The sequence below is a fragment of the Xenorhabdus sp. PB62.4 genome, assembly GCF_014467285.1.
GTDB lineage: Bacteria > Pseudomonadota > Gammaproteobacteria > Enterobacterales > Enterobacteriaceae > Xenorhabdus.
In genome coordinates, this window is sequence record NZ_NKHR01000003.1 from 60,813 (window position 1) to 84,551 (window position 23,739).

Annotated in this window: 22 protein-coding genes; 13 read left to right on the forward strand and 9 right to left on the reverse strand. The window is 45.1% G+C overall.

Annotated features, from left to right (window positions below; all coding sequences use genetic code 11):
* Positions 1 to 5 precede the first annotated feature (5 nt).
* The 4 genes from Xenpb_RS03530 to Xenpb_RS03545 form a co-directional block, all read right to left on the reverse strand.
* Complete coding sequence (locus Xenpb_RS03530; protein WP_187653319.1) at positions 6 to 167, reverse strand: hypothetical protein; 162 nt, start codon at positions 165 to 167, stop codon at positions 6 to 8.
* Between the two features lie 29 nt (positions 168 to 196).
* A complete protein-coding gene (locus Xenpb_RS03535) occupies positions 197 to 745 on the reverse strand; it encodes an ankyrin repeat domain-containing protein (protein WP_187653125.1) in 549 nt (182 codons plus the stop codon).
* A gap of 63 nt (positions 746 to 808) precedes the next feature.
* Positions 809 to 2,275 carry a catalase KatB gene (gene katB / locus Xenpb_RS03540; protein ID WP_222942865.1) on the reverse strand — a complete coding sequence of 489 codons (1,467 nt, stop codon included), beginning with the start codon at positions 2,273 to 2,275 and terminating at the stop codon, positions 809 to 811.
* A gap of 654 nt (positions 2,276 to 2,929) precedes the next feature.
* Positions 2,930 to 3,814, reverse strand: coding sequence for an MBL fold metallo-hydrolase (locus Xenpb_RS03545; protein ID WP_187653309.1), 885 nt, complete (start codon positions 3,812 to 3,814; stop codon positions 2,930 to 2,932).
* Between the two features lie 140 nt (positions 3,815 to 3,954).
* On the opposite strand from Xenpb_RS03545, the gene Xenpb_RS03550 reads away from it, so the two are divergent.
* On the forward strand, positions 3,955 to 4,875 hold the full coding sequence (locus Xenpb_RS03550; protein ID WP_187653127.1) for a LysR family transcriptional regulator: 921 nt from the start codon (positions 3,955 to 3,957) through the stop codon (positions 4,873 to 4,875).
* Here the strand turns inward: Xenpb_RS03550 and Xenpb_RS03555 are convergent.
* Positions 4,852 to 5,781 (reverse strand): LysR family transcriptional regulator, encoded by a 930-nt coding sequence (locus Xenpb_RS03555; protein ID WP_187653128.1) that lies wholly within the window; start codon positions 5,779 to 5,781, stop codon positions 4,852 to 4,854. The genes Xenpb_RS03550 and Xenpb_RS03555 overlap by 24 nt on opposite strands.
* A 142-nt stretch (positions 5,782 to 5,923) precedes the next feature.
* Between Xenpb_RS03555 and lysA the strand changes: the two genes are divergently transcribed.
* Positions 5,924 to 7,219: a diaminopimelate decarboxylase gene (gene lysA / locus Xenpb_RS03560; protein WP_187653129.1), complete on the forward strand. Its 1,296-nt coding sequence runs from the start codon at positions 5,924 to 5,926 to the stop codon at positions 7,217 to 7,219.
* 55 nt (positions 7,220 to 7,274) lie between these two features.
* On the opposite strand, the gene fadE is transcribed toward lysA, so the two are convergent.
* A complete protein-coding gene (fadE, locus tag Xenpb_RS03565; protein ID WP_187653130.1) occupies positions 7,275 to 9,722 on the reverse strand; it encodes an acyl-CoA dehydrogenase FadE in 2,448 nt (815 codons plus the stop codon).
* 252 nt (positions 9,723 to 9,974) lie between these two features.
* Between fadE and lpcA the strand changes: the two genes are divergently transcribed.
* Together lpcA and Xenpb_RS03575 are read left to right on the forward strand one after the other, a co-directional pair.
* Positions 9,975 to 10,556: a D-sedoheptulose 7-phosphate isomerase gene (lpcA, locus tag Xenpb_RS03570; RefSeq protein ID WP_187653131.1), complete on the forward strand. Its 582-nt coding sequence runs from the start codon at positions 9,975 to 9,977 to the stop codon at positions 10,554 to 10,556.
* 23 nt (positions 10,557 to 10,579) lie between these two features.
* Complete coding sequence (locus Xenpb_RS03575; protein WP_187653132.1) at positions 10,580 to 11,347, forward strand: class II glutamine amidotransferase; 768 nt, start codon at positions 10,580 to 10,582, stop codon at positions 11,345 to 11,347.
* Here the strand turns inward: Xenpb_RS03575 and Xenpb_RS03580 are convergent.
* A complete protein-coding gene (locus Xenpb_RS03580; RefSeq protein WP_187653133.1) occupies positions 11,318 to 12,082 on the reverse strand; it encodes a murein L,D-transpeptidase family protein in 765 nt (254 codons plus the stop codon). The genes Xenpb_RS03575 and Xenpb_RS03580 overlap by 30 nt on opposite strands.
* 433 nt (positions 12,083 to 12,515) lie before the next feature.
* Between Xenpb_RS03580 and Xenpb_RS03585 the strand changes: the two genes are divergently transcribed.
* From Xenpb_RS03585 to nqrM, 8 genes are all read left to right on the forward strand, one after another.
* Positions 12,516 to 13,859, forward strand: coding sequence for a Na(+)-translocating NADH-quinone reductase subunit A (locus Xenpb_RS03585; RefSeq protein WP_187653134.1), 1,344 nt, complete (start codon positions 12,516 to 12,518; stop codon positions 13,857 to 13,859).
* A gap of 3 nt (positions 13,860 to 13,862) precedes the next feature.
* Positions 13,863 to 15,101: an NADH:ubiquinone reductase (Na(+)-transporting) subunit B gene (locus Xenpb_RS03590; RefSeq protein WP_187653135.1), complete on the forward strand. Its 1,239-nt coding sequence runs from the start codon at positions 13,863 to 13,865 to the stop codon at positions 15,099 to 15,101.
* Positions 15,094 to 15,888 carry a Na(+)-translocating NADH-quinone reductase subunit C gene (locus tag Xenpb_RS03595; protein WP_187653136.1) on the forward strand — a complete coding sequence of 265 codons (795 nt, stop codon included), beginning with the start codon at positions 15,094 to 15,096 and terminating at the stop codon, positions 15,886 to 15,888. Before Xenpb_RS03590 ends, Xenpb_RS03595 begins: the two co-directional genes overlap by 8 nt.
* Positions 15,881 to 16,510 (forward strand): NADH:ubiquinone reductase (Na(+)-transporting) subunit D, encoded by a 630-nt coding sequence (locus tag Xenpb_RS03600; protein ID WP_187653137.1) that lies wholly within the window; start codon positions 15,881 to 15,883, stop codon positions 16,508 to 16,510. The genes Xenpb_RS03595 and Xenpb_RS03600 overlap by 8 nt, the downstream gene beginning before the upstream one ends.
* Before the next feature lie 8 nt (positions 16,511 to 16,518).
* Positions 16,519 to 17,115 carry an NADH:ubiquinone reductase (Na(+)-transporting) subunit E gene (gene nqrE / locus Xenpb_RS03605; RefSeq protein ID WP_086107962.1) on the forward strand — a complete coding sequence of 199 codons (597 nt, stop codon included), beginning with the start codon at positions 16,519 to 16,521 and terminating at the stop codon, positions 17,113 to 17,115.
* A 15-nt stretch (positions 17,116 to 17,130) separates the two neighbouring features.
* Complete coding sequence (gene nqrF, locus Xenpb_RS03610) at positions 17,131 to 18,357, forward strand: NADH:ubiquinone reductase (Na(+)-transporting) subunit F (RefSeq protein ID WP_187653138.1); 1,227 nt, start codon at positions 17,131 to 17,133, stop codon at positions 18,355 to 18,357.
* A gap of 135 nt (positions 18,358 to 18,492) precedes the next feature.
* Entirely contained in the window at positions 18,493 to 19,521 is a 1,029-nt protein-coding gene (locus Xenpb_RS03615) for an FAD:protein FMN transferase (RefSeq protein WP_187653139.1), read from the forward strand.
* Positions 19,522 to 19,536: 15 nt separating this feature from the next.
* Positions 19,537 to 19,761, forward strand: coding sequence for a (Na+)-NQR maturation NqrM (gene nqrM / locus Xenpb_RS03620; protein ID WP_099114732.1), 225 nt, complete (start codon positions 19,537 to 19,539; stop codon positions 19,759 to 19,761).
* A 112-nt stretch (positions 19,762 to 19,873) separates the two neighbouring features.
* On the opposite strand, the gene Xenpb_RS03625 is transcribed toward nqrM, so the two are convergent.
* Together Xenpb_RS03625 and Xenpb_RS03630 are read right to left on the reverse strand one after the other, a co-directional pair.
* Positions 19,874 to 20,389, reverse strand: coding sequence for a sigma-70 family RNA polymerase sigma factor (locus Xenpb_RS03625; protein ID WP_187653140.1), 516 nt, complete (start codon positions 20,387 to 20,389; stop codon positions 19,874 to 19,876).
* A gap of 140 nt (positions 20,390 to 20,529) precedes the next feature.
* Positions 20,530 to 22,848, reverse strand: a complete 2,319-nt coding sequence (locus tag Xenpb_RS03630) for a TonB-dependent hemoglobin/transferrin/lactoferrin family receptor (RefSeq protein ID WP_187653141.1) — start codon at positions 22,846 to 22,848, stop codon at positions 20,530 to 20,532.
* A gap of 286 nt (positions 22,849 to 23,134) precedes the next feature.
* On the opposite strand from Xenpb_RS03630, the gene Xenpb_RS03635 reads away from it, so the two are divergent.
* A complete protein-coding gene (locus Xenpb_RS03635) occupies positions 23,135 to 23,656 on the forward strand; it encodes a YtxH domain-containing protein (protein WP_187653142.1) in 522 nt (173 codons plus the stop codon).
* The last annotated feature ends 83 nt before the right edge of the window (positions 23,657 to 23,739 follow it).

A 23,739-nucleotide genomic window follows, 5' to 3' on the forward strand; every position in this document is an offset into this window, starting at 1 on the left:
GGTAGTCATATAATGACAAACGCCAGTGCTAACGTGCTGGCGTAATTTCGTACCAATTTGTCGTAATAACCGCCGTCATCCCTTGTTGTTCGGTATAATTTCTGAATGCCTGATGGTTTTGCGCGTACTTCGATGCTGTTCAGCAATGGCCGCCGACTGAGTGACAAAACTGTCGGCGGTTCCAGCGTGGCCTCCCTTAATGGCCGTTGATTTCCCCCCGCGCCAGCGCTGCGACGCTGTTACCGTTGGCATCTGTAGCGTGCATGTCGGCTCCTTTGGCCTTGAGTTCTGCCAGCAGCTCGTGGCGCTGGAACAGAGAGGCATACATGGCCGCCGTTTGTCCGGCATTGTTGCGCGTATCCGGATTGCACTTGGCGGCGATCAGCCGACGGGAAATTTTCACCTCTCCCTTGAAAATCGCCCCCATCAGCGCGGTATTGCCCCGCTTATCGCGCACGCAAGGGTCAGCCCCGGCATTAAGCAGGCTCTCCACCGCAGCCGCATGACCGTGGTAGGCGGCAAGGATCACCGCTGTATAACCGTGATCGTCCTGTACATTAAGATTATATTTGGCGGCAATAAAGCTATCGATCACGTCGCCATCTCCTTTCCGCGCAGCATCCCACAAGTAGTTATTTAGCTGTTGTTTAACCTGTAGCTCATTTAGCTCATTGGTGGGGGCCGGTTTCGGTGCGGCAAAAGCGGAGGCGGCCAACAGGCAAAGCAGCAGATAGAGCAATTTCATCGCGTTTTCCTCATCAGCATGTGTGACAGCCCACACCACAGTGCGGGCGCGTATCACTTAAAATTAATCAGAGAGCTTATCTGCCAATTTTTGTACCGTTGCCAAATCCCCTTTCGCCACGTTGGTCAGTCGCGTGCCGTAGTCCTTATCTGCCTTGTAAAAATAGGAAAGCATGATGTGCTTGCTTTTCATATCTGTGTCGGCCAACGATGCGCCTAGGCTGTTCACCAGATCGTCCTGCTCTTTCTTGCTGTAACCGCGGTACAGCTCGCCAGTCTGCTTAAAGTTCTGCTCGCGCTGGATTTTATTTTGCTGCGTGGTGCCTTCCAGTGGCGCTTGGCTGTAGCGTGCGGAAACCAGCTCTTCGCGCGGGTATAGGCGGCTCGGCTGGTAGTTCACGCCCTTATCCTGTGTGTGATTGCTGTTGAGGCTGCCGTCCTGGTTGCCGTTGTTAACCGGGCTGCGTGGTCGGTTAATTGGCAGACTCAACCCGTTTGCACCAATGCGGTAAAACTGCGTATCAGCATATGCGAACAGGCGCCCTTGCAACAGTTTGTCTTCTGAAGGCTCAATTCCAGGAACCAGATTGGAAGGGGCCATAGCTACCTGTTCGATCTCTTGAAACACATTGTCTGGGTTTTTATTCAGCACCATCTGGCCGATTTTTCTTTCCGGCACATCTGGCCAAATTTTAGTGGCATCTAGAGGGTCAAAATCAAATTTCTTCAAATCCTCTGGTTTCAATATTTGGATGTAGAGATCCCATTTTGGATAATCGCCGCGATTGATTGCCGCTACCAAATCGTGCGTCATATGGCTGTAGTCTTTGCCCTGTATCTGTTCAACCTGCAAGGGATCTAGATTTTTTACTCCTTGCAGGGTCTTCCAATGAAACTTCACGTAATGCACTTTTCCTTTGGCGTTTACCAGCTTATAGGCATGAACGCTATTGCCGTCCATATTGCGATAAGAAGCCGGGGTTCCTTCATTGGAATACAGTAACGTCAGTGTGCGGATCGATTCTGGTACATGTGAAAAGAAATCGAAGCGGCGAGCATCGTTATCAAGATTAGTACGAGGGTCTGGCTTAAAAGCATGCACCATATCCGGAAACTTGATGGCATCACGGATAAAAAAGGTGGGAAAGTTGTTGCCGACCAGATCCCAGTTACCTTCTGTTGTATAAAACTTGGTCGCAAAACCGCGCGGGTCGCGCAGTGTTTCCGGCGAGTGGTTGCCGTGTATAACGCTTGAGAATCGGACAAACACAGGGGTTTTGCTGCCGACAGTAAACACTTTCGCAATGGTCAGATTGGAGATATCCGCTGTAGCAGTGAACTCCCCGTGCGCCCCGGTGCCGCGTGCATGCACTACACGCTCAGGGGTGCGCTCGCGATCGAAACGTTGCAGCTTTTGTAGTAACTGTACATCCTGCAACAGCACCGAGCCACCGGAGCCGGCAGTCTGAGAATTCTGATTATCTCCTACCGGAGCACCGTTATCGCGGGTTAAGGTATCTGCCAGCGTCATCGGGCTGATGGCCAACCAAGTTAAAACAATCAGCAGCTTTTTCCGGATCGTTAAGCTGCCGATTATACGGTTATTGCTCATAATGCTATCCTCGTCTGATATTGTGATAAATCTTCCGACGGAAAGGCAGAGGAGGCAGCCGTTTATCGGCCTGCGATTCGCAGGCAATCGGCGAAATCAACTGTGCAAAATACCTTCTGATGTGAAATCACCGAACACGTTCAGCACATTTATTATTTTTTGACATGAATGCCTTATCGGCAGTTTTGCTTAACCGGACTCGTTTTTCCTCACCTGCTCGTTACTGCCACCTTCGCCTTTCTCATCGTTGGGTGATGCAGGCTATCTCACTGAACGTCTACTTTACATGGCATTGTACTTATAGGTGAATACACTACTACCTATCGAATTAATAGGCTGTACCACCGCAGCAGGCGGTTAAGCACCACCACACCGATGGGCTTATCTTGCCCATACCAAATTATCATGCTGTTCAAATTCTCTTCATAAAACGTCAACACGTCTTAGATATTGAATAAATTAACCCTATTAAAAAAATCCGGTATAACTACCGGATTTTTTTAGATGCTTTTTTAATATTGCTGTTTCTCTGGAGGGCGTTGTTGAATATTATTTTTAACTTACTGATTCAACTTACTGAGGCCACTTCATTTCGCCTTTTAATACCTTGGCACTTAGTTCAAGGCTGGATTCATCAGCAAGGTCTGGATAGTGATTTTTCATCGCGGTAATCAACGCATCGGCATCTTTTGCTTTTGGTAATTTTTTTTCCAATGTGGTCAGATAATTTTGCGTGAAGGTTACGGAATCTAACGTCATTGATGAATTCCCCAGATAATGGCCTGGTACAACCGTTTCAGGTTTTAAGCTCTTGATTCGATCCAATGTTTGCATCCAATGTTGACGAGACTCTTTGGTTTGAGTGTCTGCAATCCATACATGAATATTGTCAGAAACCGTGACACCACCGACAACCGCTTTCAGTTTGGGCACCCAAACAAAAGTACGATCAGGAGCCGGACCGTCCAAACCTTCAACAATCAGTTTTTCGCCATCAATGGTGAAAGTATTTCCTTTTAGTGGTTCAGGTACAATGACTTTCTTAGGCGCCTGATCGGCAAGAATTCCACCCCAATAGGCTAATTTACCGTCTTTGGTTTCATTGATCGCTTTGATGGTTTCCGGTGATGCAATGACCTTGGCTTTCGGGAAGGCTTCGGTGATGACATCAAGGCCAAAGTAAAAATCAGGATCGGATTGGCTGATATAGATCGTTGTCAGTTTCTTACCTGTCTGCTGGATCATTTTCACTAATTCTTGAGCATCATTTTTCTTAAACTGGGCATCGATCAGAACAACCTCACGATCGCCACTGATGATTTCAGAAGAAACAGGGAAAATGCCTTTTTCGCCCGGATTGTAGATATCCAGTTTGAGGTCGGCTGCTTGGGCCAGTGATGCCATTCCCAAAGAAAGGGTCGCCGCCAGAGCGATATTTGATGTTGTTTTGCGAGCCATCATCGAATTCCTATATCAAAATACTTATTTGCTTGAATGGCATGTATGATAAGTTGCATTTTTCGATTGAAAAACCACAAAATAAGCAATTATTTGTTGCATATATCGTTCTAATCAGAGCGAGGAATGAGGCGGTTAAAATGGATAGGGTCACAGCAGCACAGGTATTTGTCACGATTGTTGAGCAAGGAAGTTTAATCGCGGCAGCAGAACGTTTGGATATGTCGAGAGCGATGGTATCCCGGTATTTAGCTGAAATGGAAAAATGGGCAGGTATTCGCTTATTACATCGCACAACACGCAAGATTAGCCTGACCTCGGCAGGAGAGAGTGCTTATCAACGTAGTCTAAAGTTGATGGAATTAGCGGAAGCAATGCCGGTACAGCAATCTTTGGAAGCGCAGACGTTGAAAGGATTATTGCGGCTGAGTTGTTCCCAATCATTGAGTATCAGTGCGCTGTCAGTTGCGATACCTGAATTTATGCGGCTATATCCACAGATCGCTGTCAATCTGCAAATGAATAATAAAGCCATCAACTTGATTGAGGAACGGATTGATTTAGCGATCCGTATTACTAATAATCTGGAACCCAACCTGATTGCCCGACCATTATCGACTTGTCATTCTGTTGTTTGTGCCGCCCCTTCTTATTTAGCTGGAAAATCTATTCCCCAAAACCCGGCGGATTTGGCATCACATAATTGCCTGACTTATAACTTTTTTGGCAAAAGTTTATGGCTGTTTGAAAAACAGCACGAGAAATATTCAGTTCCCGTCTGCGGTACGTTAAGTGCTAATGAATCGACAGTATTAATGGAAGCGACTTTGCAGGGAGCGGGGATAGCAATGCAGCCTTACTATTCTGTTTCTTCTCATTTGAAGTCCGGGAAGTTGGTTGAGTTGTTACCTGATTATCAACCACAGGCAATGGGGATCTATGGCATCTATAGCAGCCGCCAGAATATGCCCGCGACTCTTCGGGCGTTGTTGGATTTCCTGGTGGAGTGGTTTACAACATCGCCTCATTGGCAACAGTTAATGCTGAAAAGCGGATGCTAACTTTAAGGGAAACTGAGCGGCTTGTTGTTTTAAATGATGAATAAAGATTTCAACAGGCTCTGAAGAGGGGCGGTGTATGGGTTTAATTAAACTCACTGTAAAGGGAATATCGATACTGAATGGCCGGATGCAGATCCCTGCCTTGTTATCTAAATAATCCAGCGCAGTGAGTGGGTTGACGATCGATAAACCAATACCTTCGTTGATCATGGCACAAATTGAGGCCGCACTATGAGTTTCCATTACCATATTGCGATTGACATGATGCTCAGTAAAGATCGTGTCAATGAGCTGTCGGTAACTGTCTGTGATCGATAAGCTGATAAATTTTTGTCCGTGAAAATCTGCCGGGGTCAATTGTGATTTTTGACAGAGTGGATGATGAATAGGCAAGACACAAACTTCATTTAAGGTGATCAATGTATCTTGCTCAGTACCTGCGGGAGTCTGTAAGTGCTCGGTCAGGCCAATATCATGGCGTTGTGCTGAGAGCCATTCCTCTAAGAGAGGAGATTCTTGTGGAATGATGGTCAATTTTGCTTCTGGATAACATTGGATAAAGCTGCGGCAAGCTTTTGGCAGCAAAGACTGAGAAAACATAGGCAGGCAAGCAATGGACAATTGGGCATGCTCAAACTGGCGAATACTGTCAGCCGCGTTGATTATTCTTTCCAGCCCATAATAAGAGCGCTGTACTTCTTCAAATAACCGCAATCCTTGTGCGGTGGGAAACAAGCGCCCTTTGATGCGATCAAACAATTTGAATTTTAGTAACTGTTCCAGACGGGCGAGTTCACGGCTGACGGTTGGTTGTGACGTTTTCAATAAGACTGCCGCATCAGTCAGGTTTTTAGTGGTCATTACGGCATGAAAAATTTCTATGTGCCGCCATGAGCAGGAACGCATATTATTTACCTCTTGTTACTTATTGATGGAAAAATAGACTAATCGATATCATGAATGAATAGACTATAGCTAAATGGATATTTTTATTCCTGCCTTATTGTTGTCAATAATGAAGCATCTGCTGATTCTGTGAGGCACTTCAATGGCAATCTCAACTTTTCCTAATGGATTAGGGGAAAATTTTACCCCTGAGAATTTACTTCAATTACCTGTTCAATACGGAACACCATTGTGGCTTTATGATGGTGATAACATCATTAAGAAAATCAAAAAATTAAAACAGTTTGATGTTATCCGGTTCGCACAGAAAGCGTGTTCCAATACCCATATCCTGCGTTTAATGAGAGGACAGGGTGTGAAAGTAGATGCGGTTTCATTAGGGGAAATCGAACGTGCGCTTTATGCGGGCTTTCAACCAGGGCGCGATAGATCGGAGATTGTCTTTACTGCCGATGTGATTGATAAGGCAACGTTGCATCGTGTTATTGAGTTGGATATTCCTGTCAATACTGGCTCTATTGATATGTTGGAACAGATTGGGGAACGCCAGTCTGGTCATCCTGTCTGGTTGCGCATCAATCCTGGATTTGGGCATGGACATAGTCAAAAGACTAATACCGGTGGTGAAAATAGCAAACACGGTATTTGGTATCAGGATCTACCTTTGGCGATTGAAAAGATCCATCAGTATGGCTTGAAACTGGTGGGGCTGCATATGCACATCGGTTCAGGCGTGGATTATCAGCATCTCGCTAATGTATGTAATGCGATGGTAGAACAGGTCATATTATGCGGAGAAGATATTCAGTCTATTTCAGCAGGAGGCGGATTATCAATCCCCTATAAAATCGGTGAAGAAGCGGTAGATACCGAACATTATTACAGCTTATGGCATGAAGCCCGTCAGCGTATTGAGCAACATGTGGGGCATCATGTTGAGTTGGAAATTGAACCCGGCCGTTTTCTGGTTGCTGAATCAGGGATCTTAATGGCAGAAGTGCGGGCGGTAAAATCTATGGGCAGCCGTCATTATGTGTTGGCGGATGCCGGTTTCAATGATTTGATGCGCCCGGCTATGTATGGCAGTTATCACCATATTTCTGTTTTGCCAATCAATGGCATTGCTGATGATGCAAATTTACAGGAAACGAATCTGTCTGAAACAAATCTGAGCGAAACACTCGTTGCAGGGCCGCTATGCGAATCAGGTGATGTTTTTACTCAGTTGGAAGGTGGAGAAGTTATCCCGCGCATGCTGCCTCAGGTAAGTGTTGGAGATTATCTGATCTTTCACGATACAGGCGCTTACGGGGCATCGATGTCTTCAAATTATAATAGCCGCCCTTTGATTCCTGAAATCATGTTTACCGGCGGAGAAGCACGTTTGATTCGTCGTCGCCAGACAATAGAAGAGTTGTTATCGTTGGAGTCCGTTTAAAATAAAATACAGGGCATTTGCCCCGTATTTTATTAATCATATTTTCTGGTCAGCATCAGGCTGCTTTAGTTTGACGCTGACTTTCAGGCTTTTTTGCAGGGTTTGGTACAGCAAACGCATCTGGCTCGAACTCATCGACATTGATTGAACGCAGTCGGCTGTTTTCTGCACGTTTCAGGATATCCGCTTCTTCCTGAGTGATCTTATGCTCTGTCAATGCTGTTTCAGCTAATTTATCCAGACGAGTAAAGCTCAGGTTTTTGCCTGCTTCGCGGCTCAAACGTGCGTGGATTGGCTCTGCGGCGATGATATCGTGCAATGCGGCTTCCAATAACCCGTGAGGGTTGTGCTCACTTGGGGTCAGATATTGTCCACGCCCAATCCGGCTGCGGGTTGCGGAAGGCGTTTGTAATATCTGGGCCAGCTTGTGATCCAGTTTATCGGATGGTGCAGTATGTGCACGGCCCAATGGGAAGACAATTACTCGCATTAAACCTGCGACTAAACGGTTAGGGAAATTGCGCAGTAAATCGTTCATAGCCAGTTCTGCTTGGTTCAGGCTATCTTCGACTGCCCATTGTACCAATGGCAAATCTTCTTTCTGGCGGTCTTCGTCTTCATAGCGTTTCAGTGCAGCGGAAGCTAAGAAAATTTGGCTCAGAATGTCTCCCAGACGAGCTGAAATGCGTTCACGGCGTTTCAGGCTGCCACCCAATACTCCCATTGAAACATCAGAGAGCAGGGCAAGGTTGGCACTTAACCGATTGATCTGTTGGTAATAACGGCGAGTTGCATCATTGACTGGCGAACTGCTGGTTCTGCCTTTAGTAATACCAAGCCACAAGCTGCGCAGGGTATTGCTGGCAACATGACCTAAATGACCAAACAGGGCCTTATCAAAGGCTTTAACATTGTTACCTTCTGCTGCTGCGATTTCAGCCAGTACATAAGGATGGCAACGAATTGCACCTTGACCGAAGATGATCATGCTGCGGGTCAGAATGTTTGCACCTTCTACAGTAATAGCAATGGGGGAGCCTTGATAGCTACGGGCAAGGAAGTTGGATGGCCCAAGACAAATGCCTTTACCGCCTGCGATATCCATTGCATCAATCATGGAGCGTTGCCCTCTGTGAGTACAATGGTATTTCACGATAGCAGACAGAACTGCCGGTTTTTCGCCCTGCATGATGCCGCTGGTAATCATGGTCGCAGCCGCATCCATCAGGTAAGAATTACCTGCGATACGTGCCAATGGTTCTTCGATACCTTCCATTTTACCAATAGGCAATTTGAACTGGCGGCGAATATGGGAATAAGCACCAATTGCCATTGCAGCGCTTTTCAATCCCCCGGTCGCATTGGATGGCAGGGTAATGCCACGACCAACGGACAGACATTCAACCAGCATACGCCAGCCCTGGCCTGCCATTTTCGGCCCACCAATGATGTAATCGATAGGAACGAAAATGTCTTTCCCACGAGTTGGCCCATTCTGGAATGGGACGTTCAATGGGAAATGTCGCTGACCAATTTCAACCCCGGGGGTGCTAGTTGGGATCAAAGCACAGGTAATGCCGAGTGATTCGGTATCTCCCAGCAGGTGGTCAGGATCGTACAGTTTGAATGCCAATCCAAGCACTGTCGCGATAGGAGCAAGCGTAATGTAACGTTTATTCCAGTTCAGGCGCATGCCAAGAACTTGTTCACCTTGCCATTCACCCATACAGACCACGCCGGTATCAGGGATAGCGCCGGCATCGGAACCCGCTTCTGGGCTGGTTAAGGCAAAGCAGGGCATTTCTTCGCCACGGGCAAGACCTGGCAGGTAACGTTTTTTCTGTTCATCAGTACCATAGTGTTGCAACAATTCACCCGGCCCCAGAGAGTTAGGGACACCGACAGTAATCGCCAGAATACCGGAGACACCTGCGAGTTTTTGCAATACCTGAGATTGGGCATAAGCGGAAAATTCCAGACCACCGTATTCTTTCTTGATGATCATGGCAAAGAAGCGATGTTCTTTCAGATAAGTCCAAAGTTCTGGCGGTAAGTCAGCCAATTCATGGGTGATTTCGAAATCATTTGCCATGCGGCAGGCTACTTCTACCGGACCATCAATAAATGCTTGTTCTTCAGCGGATAACTGTGGTTTTGGATAGTTATGCAGTTTTTGCCAGTCAGGGCTGCCACGGAATAGATCGCCTTCCCACCAGGTTGTTCCTGCATCAATGGCTTCTTTCTCTGTGGTGGACATGCTTGGCATAACCTTGCGGAAAGCTTTTAAGCCGGGAGCAGAGAAGAGAGAAATACGTATTGGTGTAAAGACAAGAGGGAACAGGATAATTGCGAGTGGTAACAGCAACCAGTAACTCCAAAGGCTGGTGATGCCCATGACCAAAGTATAGGCAACAAGCAATAAGCTACTGAGTGTCAGGCTGACTTTGCGGTAACAAAGCCCGCCAAGCAAGACTAAAAACAAAATAATGCTGAGAGCGGTCATAGTAAAACTCCTGTAAATCTCAGGTTGAGTTGTCAGAGGTCTGACCTGTTGTGATGTCCTTCTTTTTTAGATGAGGAAAAGGCTTTTATCAATATATTTACATCTTAATTACAATCTAGCTCACAAAGTGATTGTAGTTTTACACGTGATAGTTTCATGGAGATGTGATGGCATCTTCTTTCAGGAGGGGGAATCCGTTACACTGAATAACTGATGTTATTAATCCCGCAGACCTTTCAGGAGTATGAGTCCATGTATCAAGATCTGATCCGTAGTGAATTATCTGAAGCCGCAGACACGCTGGCTAAATTCCTTAACGATGATGCGAATATTGACGCTATTCAAAAAGCGGCTGTTTTGCTGGCTGATTCATTCAAGGCAGGAGGAAAAGTGCTGTCCTGTGGCAATGGTGGCTCGCACTGTGATGCCATGCATTTTGCGGAAGAATTGACAGGCCGTTACCGCGAAAACCGCCCGGGATATCCGGCGATTGCCATTTCCGATCCTAGCCATTTATCCTGCGTGAGCAATGATTTTGGTTATGAGTATGTATTTTCCCGTTACTTAGAAGCTGTAGGCCAGAAAGGTGATGTGCTGTTAGGCATTTCCACTTCAGGGAATTCAGGCAATATCATCAAAGCGATTGAAGCCGCCCGTGCTAAGGGAATGAAAGTCATTACACTGACGGGTAAGGATGGCGGCAAAATGGCTGGCTCAGCCGATGTTGAAATTCGTGTACCACATTTTGGTTATGCGGATCGCATTCAGGAAATTCATATCAAAGTGATTCATATCTTGATTCAGTTGATTGAAAAAGAAATGGTAAGAGCCTGATTGCAGTTTGGTAGGGGTAGGCGATGTGTGAATTACTTGGCATGAGTGCCAATGTGCCAACAGACATTGTTTTTAGTCTGAGTGGCTTGATTCAGCGTGGAGGGCATACCGGCCCCCACAAGGATGGCTGGGGGATCACTTTCTATGAGGGATTGGGATACAGGACGTTTAAAGACCACCAATCCAGTTGTCACTCACCGGTGGCCCAATTTGTACAGGGCTACCCGATCAAATCAGAAGTGATTGTGGCTCATATTCGTCAGGCAAACCGAGGTAATGTTTCTCTGGTGAATACCCATCCGTTTACCCGTGAACTATGGGGGAAATATTGGACTTATGCCCACAATGGACAACTGAAGGGATATAGTAAGCTGAAAACGGGGAATTACAGCCCTGTAGGTGAAACAGACAGTGAATGGGCATTTTGCTGGATATTACATCAATTATCCTTGAAATATCCTAAACGTCCTTCCAATTGGCCTGCGGTCTTTAAGTTCATTGCATCTTTGGCTGATCAATTGAGGGCAAAAGGTGTTTTCAATATGCTGTTGTCAGATGGCGAATTTGTCATGGCTTATTGTTCAACCCAATTACATTGGATCACGCGTCGTGCGCCTTTCGGCAAGGCTAAATTACTGGATCAGGATGTTGAAATTGATTTTCAGCAGCATACCCAGCCAGGGGATGTTGTATCCGTGATTGCCACCCAACCTTTAACCGGGAACGAAAATTGGCATCGGATTGAATCCGGAAACTATGCGTTATTTCAGCTTGGAAATCGTATAGTTTGATTCAGTATCCCAGAAGGATGATGGATTTTTAATTTTTGCGTTAACAACATATCGCCCGTCTATTACGCTGATAGTGGCTGGTATGCCTGTGTTGGCAAAATACTCATAGGCGGGCTGTAATTGTTTCCAAAATAGGTAGTTGTTGCTGTTTTTATGCCGTTTCATATTTTGCGACGTCATTCTGAAAGGATAAATATTGATCTTGATTTCATGTTGTCCATGATAAAGTGCCTTTTCCGCGTATTGGTATATTTCTTCTATATAGCGATTGGTCATGGCATAACATCCGATAGATTTGCATTCACCATGAATCATTAAATTATTGCCTGAATAACCTTTGGATTTATCGAACTCATTGGGAAAACCCAGATTAATGGCCCGATAATAGTGGCTATTCGGATTTAACTGTTTAATGCTGATATGGTAAAACCCTTCCGGGCTTTTGAAATCGCCGGTAAGTGTTTTGGGGCCTAATCCGCCAGAGTAATTACAGATAGGGTAGCTTTGGGTTAATTGATAACGGCCATCTCTGTTTTTTGTATAAAGTTCAAGAAGTTTTTCTTCCTTGAATATTTGAATGAAAATTTCGGCACCAATTTGTTTCAATGGCGCCTGTTCGGTTGATGAATTGTCGGTTGATGAATTGAGCCATGATAAACCATTTTGCGCGGCAGCAAAAAGCGGCACATGTAATAACAATAAGCTCAATGAAAGATAAGGAACTGTTTTTTTCATAGCATAACCGTGTAAAAAAGGTAGTGAATTGATGAAATGTTGGGTTTAGGGTTGTCATGTTTTGGCAAAATGTAGAATAAAAGATAGCAGTGATCTCCAGCTTCTGTGAAGTTACTTTTTGGTCAAAAATTCCACTGTTGTAGGTAAAAGTGAGGGTTGAATTCGCCTTTACCGAGTAATTAACTGTTTAGCAGAGAAATTATTCCTATTTGCTTGAGCTAAGTCACTTGATTAATCAGACAGTCAGTGGGGGAGATGTTAGAATTACCGCCGGCGAAACTTAAGAGAAAATTGTAACGATTATCGGAGTGAATAACTTGAGACATATGTCGCTCAAGGTGTTTTTTATTACTGAAGTCGCTGCATTACCCCAAGGAAATACCGCAGGGTAATCTGTAGCATATGATTTAACTGATAAACTTGTGCAAATCTTATGATTAAAATTAAAAAAGGACTCAACCTCCCGATAGCAGGAGCGCCTGCCCAAGTTATAGAAGATGGTCCGACAATTCGCCACGTTGCTTTACTGGGCGAAGAGTATGTTGGAATGCGTCCTTCTATGCTGGTTAAGGAAGGTGAGTATGTCAAAAAAGGTCAAATTCTTTTTGAAGATAAGAAGAATCCAGGGGTTGTTTTCACCAGTCCCGCAAGCGGGAAAGTTGTAACCATCGGGCGTGGTGAGCGTCGTGTTCTGCAATCTGTCGTCATTGAATTGAGTGGTGATGAGAAAGTCGCGTTTGATCGTTATGATCGTACAGAACTGGCTGGTCTGAGCCGTGAACAAGTAGAAAAGAATCTGCTTGCATCCGGGTTGTGGACCGCATTGCGTACACGTCCTTTCAGTCGTTCTCCTGTTCCCGGTTCCACACCAAAGGCAATCTTTGTCACGGCAATGGATACCCAGCCACTGGCTGCTGATCCGTTGGTCGTTATTGCAACACAGGAAGAGGCTTTTGTTGATGGCCTGAATATTCTGTCAAAATTGACAGATGGAAAAATCCACGTTTGTCATAGCGCTGGAAAGATTCCAACAGCAGGAAACAACGCTCAAATTACCTATAACCAGTTTGCAGGCCCGCATCCCGCAGGTCTGGTTGGCACCCATATTCATTTTATTGAACCTGTCAGTGCCCAAAAAATGGTATGGCATCTGGGTTATCAGGATGTCATTGCCATGGGTAAGCTATTTACTACAGGTGAGCTTTACACTGATCGTGTGGTATCTCTGGCAGGGCCACAGGTTAAATCACCCCGTTTGGTGCGCACCCAATTGGGCGCTGATTTGCTGGAATTGACGCAAGATCAGCTAAAAGAGGGTGAAAACCGCATTATTTCTGGTTCTGTATTGTGGGGTACAAAATCAGATGAAGTTCGTCATTATCTTGGTCGTTTCCATACTTTGGTTTCAGTTCTTACTGAAGGCCGTGAAAAAGAGCTGTTCGGTTGGATCGCACCGGGAACCAATAAGTTCTCCATTACCCGTACCACGATTGGTCACTTCCTGAAAAACAAACGTTTCGCTTTTTCAACCACAACAAATGGTGGAGAGCGTTCAATGGTGCCAATTGGCAACTACGAGCGTGTGATGCCACTGGATATTATGGCAACGCACCTGCTGCGTGACTTGCTTGCAGGCGACACTGACAGTGCTCAGGCACTGGGTTGTCTGGAGCTGGATGAGGAAGATTTGGCACTGTGTACCTATGTTTGCCCCGGCAAATATGAGTACGGTCAGGTATTGCGTGACGTGCTGACTAAGATTGAGCTGGAAGGGTAATTCATGGGCCTGAAAAATTTATTTGAAAAGGTAGAACACCACTTTGAGGCCGGTGGCAAACTGGAAAAATATTATCCTCTCTATGAGGCAGTGAGCACCGTTTTCTATACACCGGGGACAGTAACAAAAGGGCGTTCTCACGTCCGTGATGCCATCGATCTCAAACGTATGATGATTTTGGTATGGCTATCTGTCTTTCCTGCCATGTTTTGGGGAATGTACAACGTCGGTAATCAGGCAATTCCGGCCCTGACCCACTTATACAACGGAGATGCCTTACAGCAGGTATTGTCTTCTGATTGGCATTACGTACTTGCTCAGTATCTTGGTGCGTCATTGACACCAGATGCCGGGTGGGGCAGTAAAATGTTATTGGGAGCGACCTATTTCCTGCCAATTTATGCTGTTGTTTTTGCTGTTGGTGGATTTTGGGAAGTTTTATTCGCAATTATCCGTAAACATGAAATCAACGAAGGTTTCTTTGTCAGTTCCATTCTGTTTGCATTGATTGTTCCGCCAACACTGCCATTGTGGCAGGCTGCATTGGGGATTACTTTCGGTGTTGTGGTTGCGAAAGAGATCTTTGGTGGTACAGGTCGTAACTTCCTGAACCCCGCGTTGGCGGGCCGTGCTTTCCTGTTCTTTGCTTATCCAGCTCAGATTTCAGGTGATTTGGTTTGGACTGCGGCTGACGGTTTTTCTGGGGCGACGCCATTGTCTCAGTGGGCAACCGCAGGTAGCCATGGTCTGGTAAATACTATTACCGGTCAACCTGTAACCTGGATGGATGCTTTTATTGGTAATATTCCCGGCTCAATTGGTGAAGTCTCCACTCTGATGATTTTCATCGGCGGTGCCATCATCCTGTTCGCCCGTATTGCTTCATGGCGTATCGTTGCTGGTGTGATGGCCGGTATGATTGCAGCGTCTTACCTGTTTAATGCGATTGGTTCTGATACCAACCCAATGTTCGCTATGCCATGGTACTGGCATATGGTTCTGGGGGGCTTCGCTTTTGGTATGATCTTTATGGCTACTGACCCGGTTTCCGCTGCATTTACGGATAAAGGGAAATGGGCATACGGCATTCTGATTGGTGTTATGTGTATTTTGATCAGAGTGGTAAATCCAGCCTATCCAGAAGGGATGATGTTGGCGATTCTGTTCGCTAACCTGTTCGCGCCACTGTTCGATTATCTGGTCGTGCAGGCCAATATTAAGCGGAGAAAAGCCCGTGGCTAATGATAAACCAAAAAGTAATGACAGCATCGGCAGGACGTTTCTTGTTGTTTTTGTGCTGTGTCTTGTATGTTCGATTGTTGTTGCCGGCTCAGCAGTTGGCTTGAAAGCGCAGCAGCAGGAACAAAAGTTGCTGGATAAACAGCGCAATATTCTGGATGTAGCGGGTTTATTGAAACCCGATATGACGACAGCAGAAATCAAAGAAACCTATACCAGCCGTATTCAACCTGAATTGCTTGATTTGAAAACAGCAACGCTAGAAAAAGGCAATGGTGATTTTGACCTGAACAATGCGCTTCGCAGTGATGAAACCAGCATTGCTTTGTCCCCAGAGCAGGATTTGGCGAAAATCCGTCGTCGCGCCAATATAGCAGAAGTTTATCTGGTCAAGGATGAGCATGGCAAAACCACTGAATTGGTTCTGCCAATATATGGCTCCGGGTTGTGGTCAATGATGTATGCCTTTATTTCCATTGATGTTGATGGCGTAACATCCCACGGCATCACTTACTACTCTCATGGTGAAACTCCGGGTTTGGGTGGTGAAGTTGATAATCCACAATGGCGTAAGCAATGGGTAGGTAAAAAACTCTATAACCCACAGGGTGTTCCTGCGCTTAAGATCGTTCGTGGTGGTGCGGGTGATAACCCTTACGGAGTGGATGGTTTGTCCGGTGCGACCCTGACCTCTAACGGTGTTCAGCATATGTTTGATTTCTGGCTGGGTGATAACGGTTTTGGCCCATTCCTGAAAAAAGTGCGCGAAGGAGCCTTGAAAGATGGCTGATAACAAAGAGATAAAACGCGTCCTTCTTGGGCCGCTGTTTGATAACAACCCAATTGCATTACAGGTCTTGGGGGTTTGTTCAGCGCTGGCTGTGACTACCAAACTGGAAACTGCATTGGTTATGACGATCGCTGTAACACTGGTAACAGCATTTTCTAACTTTTTCATTTCATTGATTCGTAACTATATCCCCGGCAGCGTGCGAATCATTGTACAGATGGCGATCATTGCGTCGCTGGTTATCGTGGTAGACCAGATTTTACGGGCGTATGCCTACGAAATTTCCAAACAGTTATCGGTGTTTGTTGGCCTTATCATCACGAACTGTATCGTTATGGGACGTGCTGAAGCCTACGCCATGAAGTCACCGCCAGTGGAAAGCTTCATGGATGGTATCGGTAACGGTTTAGGCTATGGTGTTATCCTGGTATTGGTCGGCTTTTTGCGTGAACTATTTGGTTCAGGAAAACTGTTCGGTATTACGGTGCTGGAATCTGTCAAAAATGGCGGCTGGTATCAGCCAAATGGCCTGTTCCTGCTGGCGCCGAGTGCATTCTTCATTATTGGTATGCTGATTTGGGGTCTGCGGACGCTGAAACCTGCGCAGGTTGAGAAGGAGTAACAAACAAAATGGAACATTATATTAGTTTGTTTGTCCGCGCAGTCTTTATCGAGAATATGGCGTTATCTTTCTTTCTCGGTATGTGTACGTTTCTGGCGGTATCAAAGAATGTGAAGACGGCTTTTGGCCTGGGTGTTGCTGTTACTGTTGTGCTGGGAATTTCTGTTCCTGCCAATAACCTTGTCTATAATCTGGTACTCCGCGACGGAGCCTTGATGGATGGGGTTGACCTGAGCTTCCTGAACTTCATTACCTTTATCGGGGTGATTGCTGCACTGGTACAGATCCTGGAAATGATCTTAGACCGTTATGTACCGGCTCTTTACAATGCGCTGGGGATTTTCCTGCCGTTGATTACAGTTAACTGTGCAATTTTCGGTGGTGTTTCTTTCATGGCACAGCGTGACTATAACTTTGGTGAATCCATCGTATATGGTTTCGGTTCAGGTATGGGCTGGATGCTGGCGATTGTTCTGATGGCTGCTATCCGCGAAAAAATGAAATATGCGGATGTTCCGGCTGGTCTGAAAGGATTGGGGATCACCTTTGTCACCACCGGTTTGATGGCATTGGGCTTTATGTCCTTCTCCGGTGTGCAGCTCTAAAGGCGGGAAGAATTCATGGATATAATCATTCTAGGCGTAGTAATGTTTACCCTGATTGTGTTGGTGCTGACGGCAATGATTTTGTTCGCAAAATCCAAGTTAGTGAACACCGGGGATATTAAAGTTGAAGTCAACGGCGATGAGGATAAAAGTTTCTCAGCTCCTGCTGGTGACAAGTTGTTGAATATGCTTTCCAATCAGGGGATTTTTGTGTCCTCTGCTTGTGGTGGTGGTGGCTCTTGTGGTCAGTGCCGTGTGAAAATCAAGGAAGGCGGTGGTGATATCCTGCCAACCGAGCTTTCTCACATCAATAAGCGTGAAGCGAAAGAAGGCTGCCGTTTGGCATGTCAGGTTAACGTTAAGCAAGACCTGAAAATCGAGTTGCCAGAGGAAATCTTCGGCGTTAAGAAATGGGAATGTGAAGTTATCTCCAACGATAACAAAGCAACTTTCATTAAGGAATTGAAGCTGAAAATTCCTGATGGGGAAGTCGTTCCATTCCGTGCAGGGGGTTACATTCAGATTGAATGTCCTCCACACGTTGCCCGTTATTCTGATTTTGATGTGCCGCAGGAATATCGTGAAGATTGGGATAAATTCAATCTGTTCCGTTATGTTTCTGAAGTCAGCGAGCCGACGGTTCGTGCTTACTCAATGGCTAACTACCCAGAAGAACACGGCATTATCATGCTGAACGTGCGTATCGCTACGCCACCACCAAGAAACCCGGATGTTACTCCAGGTATCATGTCTTCTTATATCTGGTCACTGAAAGCGGGTGATAAGGTAACAATTTCCGGCCCATTCGGTGAATTCTTTGCGAAAGATACTGATGCTGAAATGATCTTCATCGGTGGTGGTGCGGGTATGGCACCAATGCGTTCTCACATTTTCGATCAGCTCAACCGTTTGAACTCCAAGCGTAAGATCTCTTTCTGGTATGGTGCCCGTTCCAAGCGTGAAATGTTCTATACCGAAGATTTTGACCAACTGGCGGCAGAAAATGAGAACTTCACATGGAATGTGGCATTATCTGATGCTCTGCCGGAAGATAACTGGGATGGTTACACAGGCTTTATCCATAACGTCCTGTATGAAAACTATCTGAAAGATCATCCGGCACCAGAAGATTGTGAGTTCTACATGTGCGGGCCTCCGGTTATGAACGCAGCGGTCATCAAAATGTTGAAAGACCTCGGCGTAGAAGATGAAAACATCCTGTTGGATGATTTCGGCGGCTGATGGCAACCCAACAGATTTCGAATTGTCGCATAACCAACAAAGCGGCGACTTGGAATAAGAAGGGTATAGTCACATTTTGATTTAACGACAAGCGCCCACACATAGTGGGCGCTGACGATTCAGAAAGAGTGAATTATGCTGAGTAAAAAAATTATCCACTGGGGTGTATTGTTGTTTTCTGTTGTGCTGCTGGCGGCATGTGGTGGCCCTGAACAACAAAACTTGAATGGGCAAACAATGGGGACATATTACTCCGTTAAATATGTTGCTGATTCGTCTTCACCTGCTCCTGAAAACCTGCAAAAAGAGATTGACAGGTTGTTGGAAGAAGTGAACGACCAGATGTCCACTTATCGGCCAAATTCTGAATTGAGTCGTTTTAATCAAAGCCGCGAAGTGAATAAACCTTTTCCGGTTTCTGCCGCTACAGCGAAAGTTGTCAAAGAAGCGATCCGAATCAATCAACTGACAGATGGCGCATTGGATGTCACTGTTGGCCCATTGGTGAATTTGTGGGGATTCGGGCCGGAAGGACGAATTACTAAAGCGCCGACGGATGAAGAATTAGCAACCCGTCGTGCCTGGACAGGCATCAATAACTTGTCTGTTGAAGGAAATAATCTGATTAAATCTATTCCTGAACTTTATGTTGATCTTTCTTCCATTGCCAAAGGTTATGGCGTTGATGTTGTCGCTGAGTATCTGGAATCCCAGAATATCAAAGACTACATGGTGGATATTGGGGGGGAAGTTCGTACATTGGGTAACAATGGCAAAGGGAATCCGTGGCGGATAGCGATTGAAAAACCATCGGATAGTGGTATGGCGCAGAGTGCGCAAGAGATTATTGAGCCGGGTAATATGTCCGTAGCAACATCAGGTGATTACCGTAACTATTTTGAACAGAATGGCGTTCGTTACTCTCACACCATTAATCCTAAAACCGGCAGGCCGATCACGCATAATCTGGTTTCAATCACTGTGATTGCTCAGACCTGTATGAGTGCTGATGGCTTTTCTACCGGCTTAGATGTGTTAGGGCCGGAAAAGGGCATGGAAGTGGCTGAAAAACTGAATATCCCGGTCTTTATGATTGTTAAAATCAAAGACGGTTTTGAAGAGCGTTATAGCCCGGCTTTTAAGGCATACTTACAGAAGAAATAAGAGAGGGGGAAGGTTATGGAAGTCTTTATTGCCGCATTTATCTTTTTCCTGCTGGCCTTTGCAGGAATGGCACTGGGCTACATCTTTAAGCGTAAGAGCATACAGGGAAGTTGTGGTGGTTTGGGAAGCATTGGTGTGGAAAAAGTTTGCGATTGCCCTGAACCCTGTGATGCCCGCAAAAAACGCATGGCAAGGGAAGCTAACCGTCTTGCACAGTTGGAGAAGAATCGTATTCTTTGATGCGATGATGCCGTTAAAAGATTTTACGATTAAAAAAGTAACCCGCTGCCAGATAAACAGCGGGTTTTTGCTGCCCGTTCAGTGAGGTTGTCAGATGTTTGCCTATCATCATTCAAAGCGTGTTGAAAGGATGGCATTTTCTATGGGCCTGATGTAAGTAGTTCTTTACTGAACTGGTTGAGATATCTAAATCTTTCGCGACTTCTTTGTAACACCTGCCTTGCAGTTGCGTGAGCAAAAAAGCCTGCCGCACTTTTGCCGGAAGCTCATCAAGTGTTTTATCTATCTTTTCTAGCTGTTCTAACAATACGAGTTGATGCTCAGAAGAGTTTGATGAAATTTCAGGCAGTGTATTGATATGTGCCAGATAGTTGTCTTCGAGCTTTTTTCTACGATAGTAATTGGAAAGGGTTCTGCGTGCTATCGTCATTAAAAAAGCTCTTGGCTGGCGGATATTTTCCAGATCTGGAGATAGCATCAGTTTGATGAAAATCTCATGGGTGAGATCTTCGGCATGGTTTGGGCAAGCACTGTTTTGTCTGATCCAGCTGCATAACCAATGGTGGTAATCGGAATAGAGTTTCTGGGCGATTTTATTGTGCCCAAATGTGCTTTTTTGCACCGCCATGATGTTATTGCCTGATGGGATAGAATGAGTTTGATAATAATAATTATTATTTGTATTTGGCTAGAGGAAGTCAACGCAGCATTCCAGACATCACCCTCTTAAAAATTAAGAGGGTGAGAAATTAAGTGGCTAAATGTCAGTTAAAATTGTTGTGAAATACTAAACTTGTAATTACGGCCAATACCCGAAATCGCATCCCCTGTATCCCCTAAATATGGATAATAATTGCGGTTGAACAGGTTATCGACAGTGATTCGGGCTTCAAAGCCTTCCATAAAAGTAGGGCGCCAGCTTGCGAATAAGCCATGCAGGGCGTAGCCTTTACTCTTTTTGAATGCCCAGGAATCCACCATTGGATCACCATCAGCGGGCGAGCGGTCTTGTTTACGGATAAAGTCACCTTTCCATCCCATTACCATTTGCCATTGTGGGATCTTGAACCCTAACATGGCATGGGCAGAAGTTGGCGGTATTTCCGCAATCCAGGACTTATACCCTGACCATGGATCGCGCATAGAAGTATCACGCTGACCACGCATAGCAGAAAGCGAGAATTTTCCGAATAATGAGCGGCTATTATAGAAGGTTTCTACCTCCAGCCCCTCAATAGTATATCCCGGTAGGTTGCGATAGTTTGCTTGTGGTTTTTCACAGTCGTAGTACGGTACTAAACCATCGGCTTGGGCTTTACAATAAACCCCACGTCTTTTAAAGATTTCATCTTTGCCACGGTTACGGAATAAGGTGGTACGGATTTGCAAGCTGTCATCTTCAAGCATCATATTATTGAAGTCGAGAATTGCACCGAGGCGTATCCCTGTCATTCTTTCAACATCAAGATTACGGCTGGAGCCTTTAAGGCTACCGGTCCCTTGTACCTCATATTGTTCATCAACTATTGGTGCACGCCATGTATGGCTGATATCTGCAAACAACGAAAGGTTTTTATTTGCTTGCCACATAATGCCTAAATGAGGTGACCAACCAGTATAGGTTACACTGCTATAGTCATGATTGACTTCTGGTGATTTATCGTTATATATGGATGCGTTATTTTCTTTGCCCATATTTTTAACATGATCATAGCGAACACCCGGTGTGACGGTGACGCTACCTATTTTCAGGGAATCCTGCATATAGAAGCTGTAAGTGAGTTGATCACCAGCAGGCATATAGCCTGGTTGATAATAACCATAGTTGTATTGTTTATTCTTTATTCTGCCTTTATCAAATATCAATACATTACGTTCGTTTTTATGCCAACGGGTTCCCATCAGTAATTCATGTTCAATGATACCTGTTGAGAATACGCTTTTATTGTTGATATCAACCAGATTATCGGTGTAATCAACCCAGCTTTTATTTCCCATTAACCCACTGAAATAAACGGAAGAATTGTCTGGACGGCTATCATCTTGTTTGGTTTTGGAATAGGCATAGAGCATCGTCAGGTTTAGCCATGGGTTATTTTCCGGTGCGATATTCCATTTGGCAGTGTAGTTCTGATCGATTTGATCACGAAAGACCAGTTTTCTTTTCCAGGCGCCATCCCAACCGTATTGGTTTACATCCTGGACTGATGGAACGGTCATCTCATCACGTTTGGCCGCCCAAGGCTGCCAGCCGTCCGATTCAGATCGCATAGCGGACAGGCTCACAGTATGGGCGTCACTGGGATAAACGTTGGTTTTCAATAAATAAGATGTTTGGTTGTTTTGTGAAAACTCAAAACGTGTGCCATCAGGGCGTTTAATATTATGCCCATCGCGCTTGCTTACATAGAGCAACCCATCAGCAAAGCCATTGGGATCTCTGCCGTATATTGCGCCGCTACTGATCCACTGCCTGTCATTTGTGTGGTAGCTCTGTTTAATAAAGCCTCCCCAATCTTCATCAGGGCGCAGCAAATCGTTCGCATCTTTTGTCACAAGTTTGACAGAGCCACCAAACCCGCCATTACCGTTGAGTAAATTGTGTGGCCCTTTATCAACCTCTACACGTTTGATTAACTCAGGTTCAATAAAGACGGAACCCTGACGATACTTCTCGAACCCTTTTGGTGCATCATCCAGTGTAATTTTGATATCTTCTTGGTCTCCCATTCCCCAGATATTCAGCGTTTGCCCGCCGGGGCGCGGCGAACCTGACATTGAAACACCGGGAAGCTGATCGAGCAACTGGGCAACGTTATCAGCCTGAGTGCGGTCAATATCTTCCTTTTTAAGCGCTGAACTGCCCGCACTGGTGCTGTTGTGTAAACTTCCTACAACGGAAAGTGAGGGTAATTTTATTACCTCACTTTTCTTTTCAGATTTCTGTTCCGTTGGATTTTCTATCGCGTAAGCAGAGCCGGAGAAGGCAGAACTCAACACAAGTGTCCCTGATACTGTGCCTCTTAAAATGTGTTGGATCACGCTTGTAATTGGGCGTTTTTCTAATTTTTGACTATTATTTGCCATAAATTTCCTGAAATATGATCAAGTAAAATATTTTCATTGTTATAAGTCACCTAAGAAATTAAATCGGGTAAATAAAAATGAGAATTATTTTTGTTAGTGAGTCGAACTGAAGAGTATATAGCCTTTATTCATTGCAGTTGATTGAAATAATTGTTTATTTCGTTACGCCTTCTCAGATGCTGACTAGTGTTGGCGATGAGATCAAAGTGCTTATGGGATGTTGTGGCACAGAATAGCCAGAACACTCATTGGCGAGGTCATTTCCGTAAGTGCAAGGGGTTAGTCAATGAAGAAAAAGATACTTAGTTCTCTTATCTTGGCAGGTATCGTGGTACTGATTGCTGGTTGTGATGATGCTTCTAAAAAGACAGAAGATGTTGCACAGCAAGCCGAAGATAAGGCCGCACAAATGAAAACCGATACTGAACAGAAATCCACAGAGATATTGGACAGTGCGAAAGAGAAACCACAGGGGTTAAAGGAAAAAGCCCCGAGTGAGAGTCATGGTATGGTGGATAAATCTAAGGAATTGCAAAACCAGGTTACTCATTCTGTCAATGATATCACTGAGCAAATGAAGTCTAAGGCAGCAGATGTCCAGAATCAGGCGGCCAAGACAGCAAATGATATGATAGATAGAATGAAATCGAAAACGGAGGATATACAACATCAGGCCACCGACAAGATTAATCAGCTTTCAGATGGAATAAAATCTAAAACGGAAGAAATAAAACCTGAAACCGATAAAAAAACGGATGATTTAATCAATAGCCCTAAAGACAAAAGTGGTAAAAAAGAAGAAAAATAATTTATCGGTTGAATAAGCTGTAGAGTGAAATAAATAATACCAGAAGGGTGATCTGTAAATGATCACCCTTATTTTTTTACATG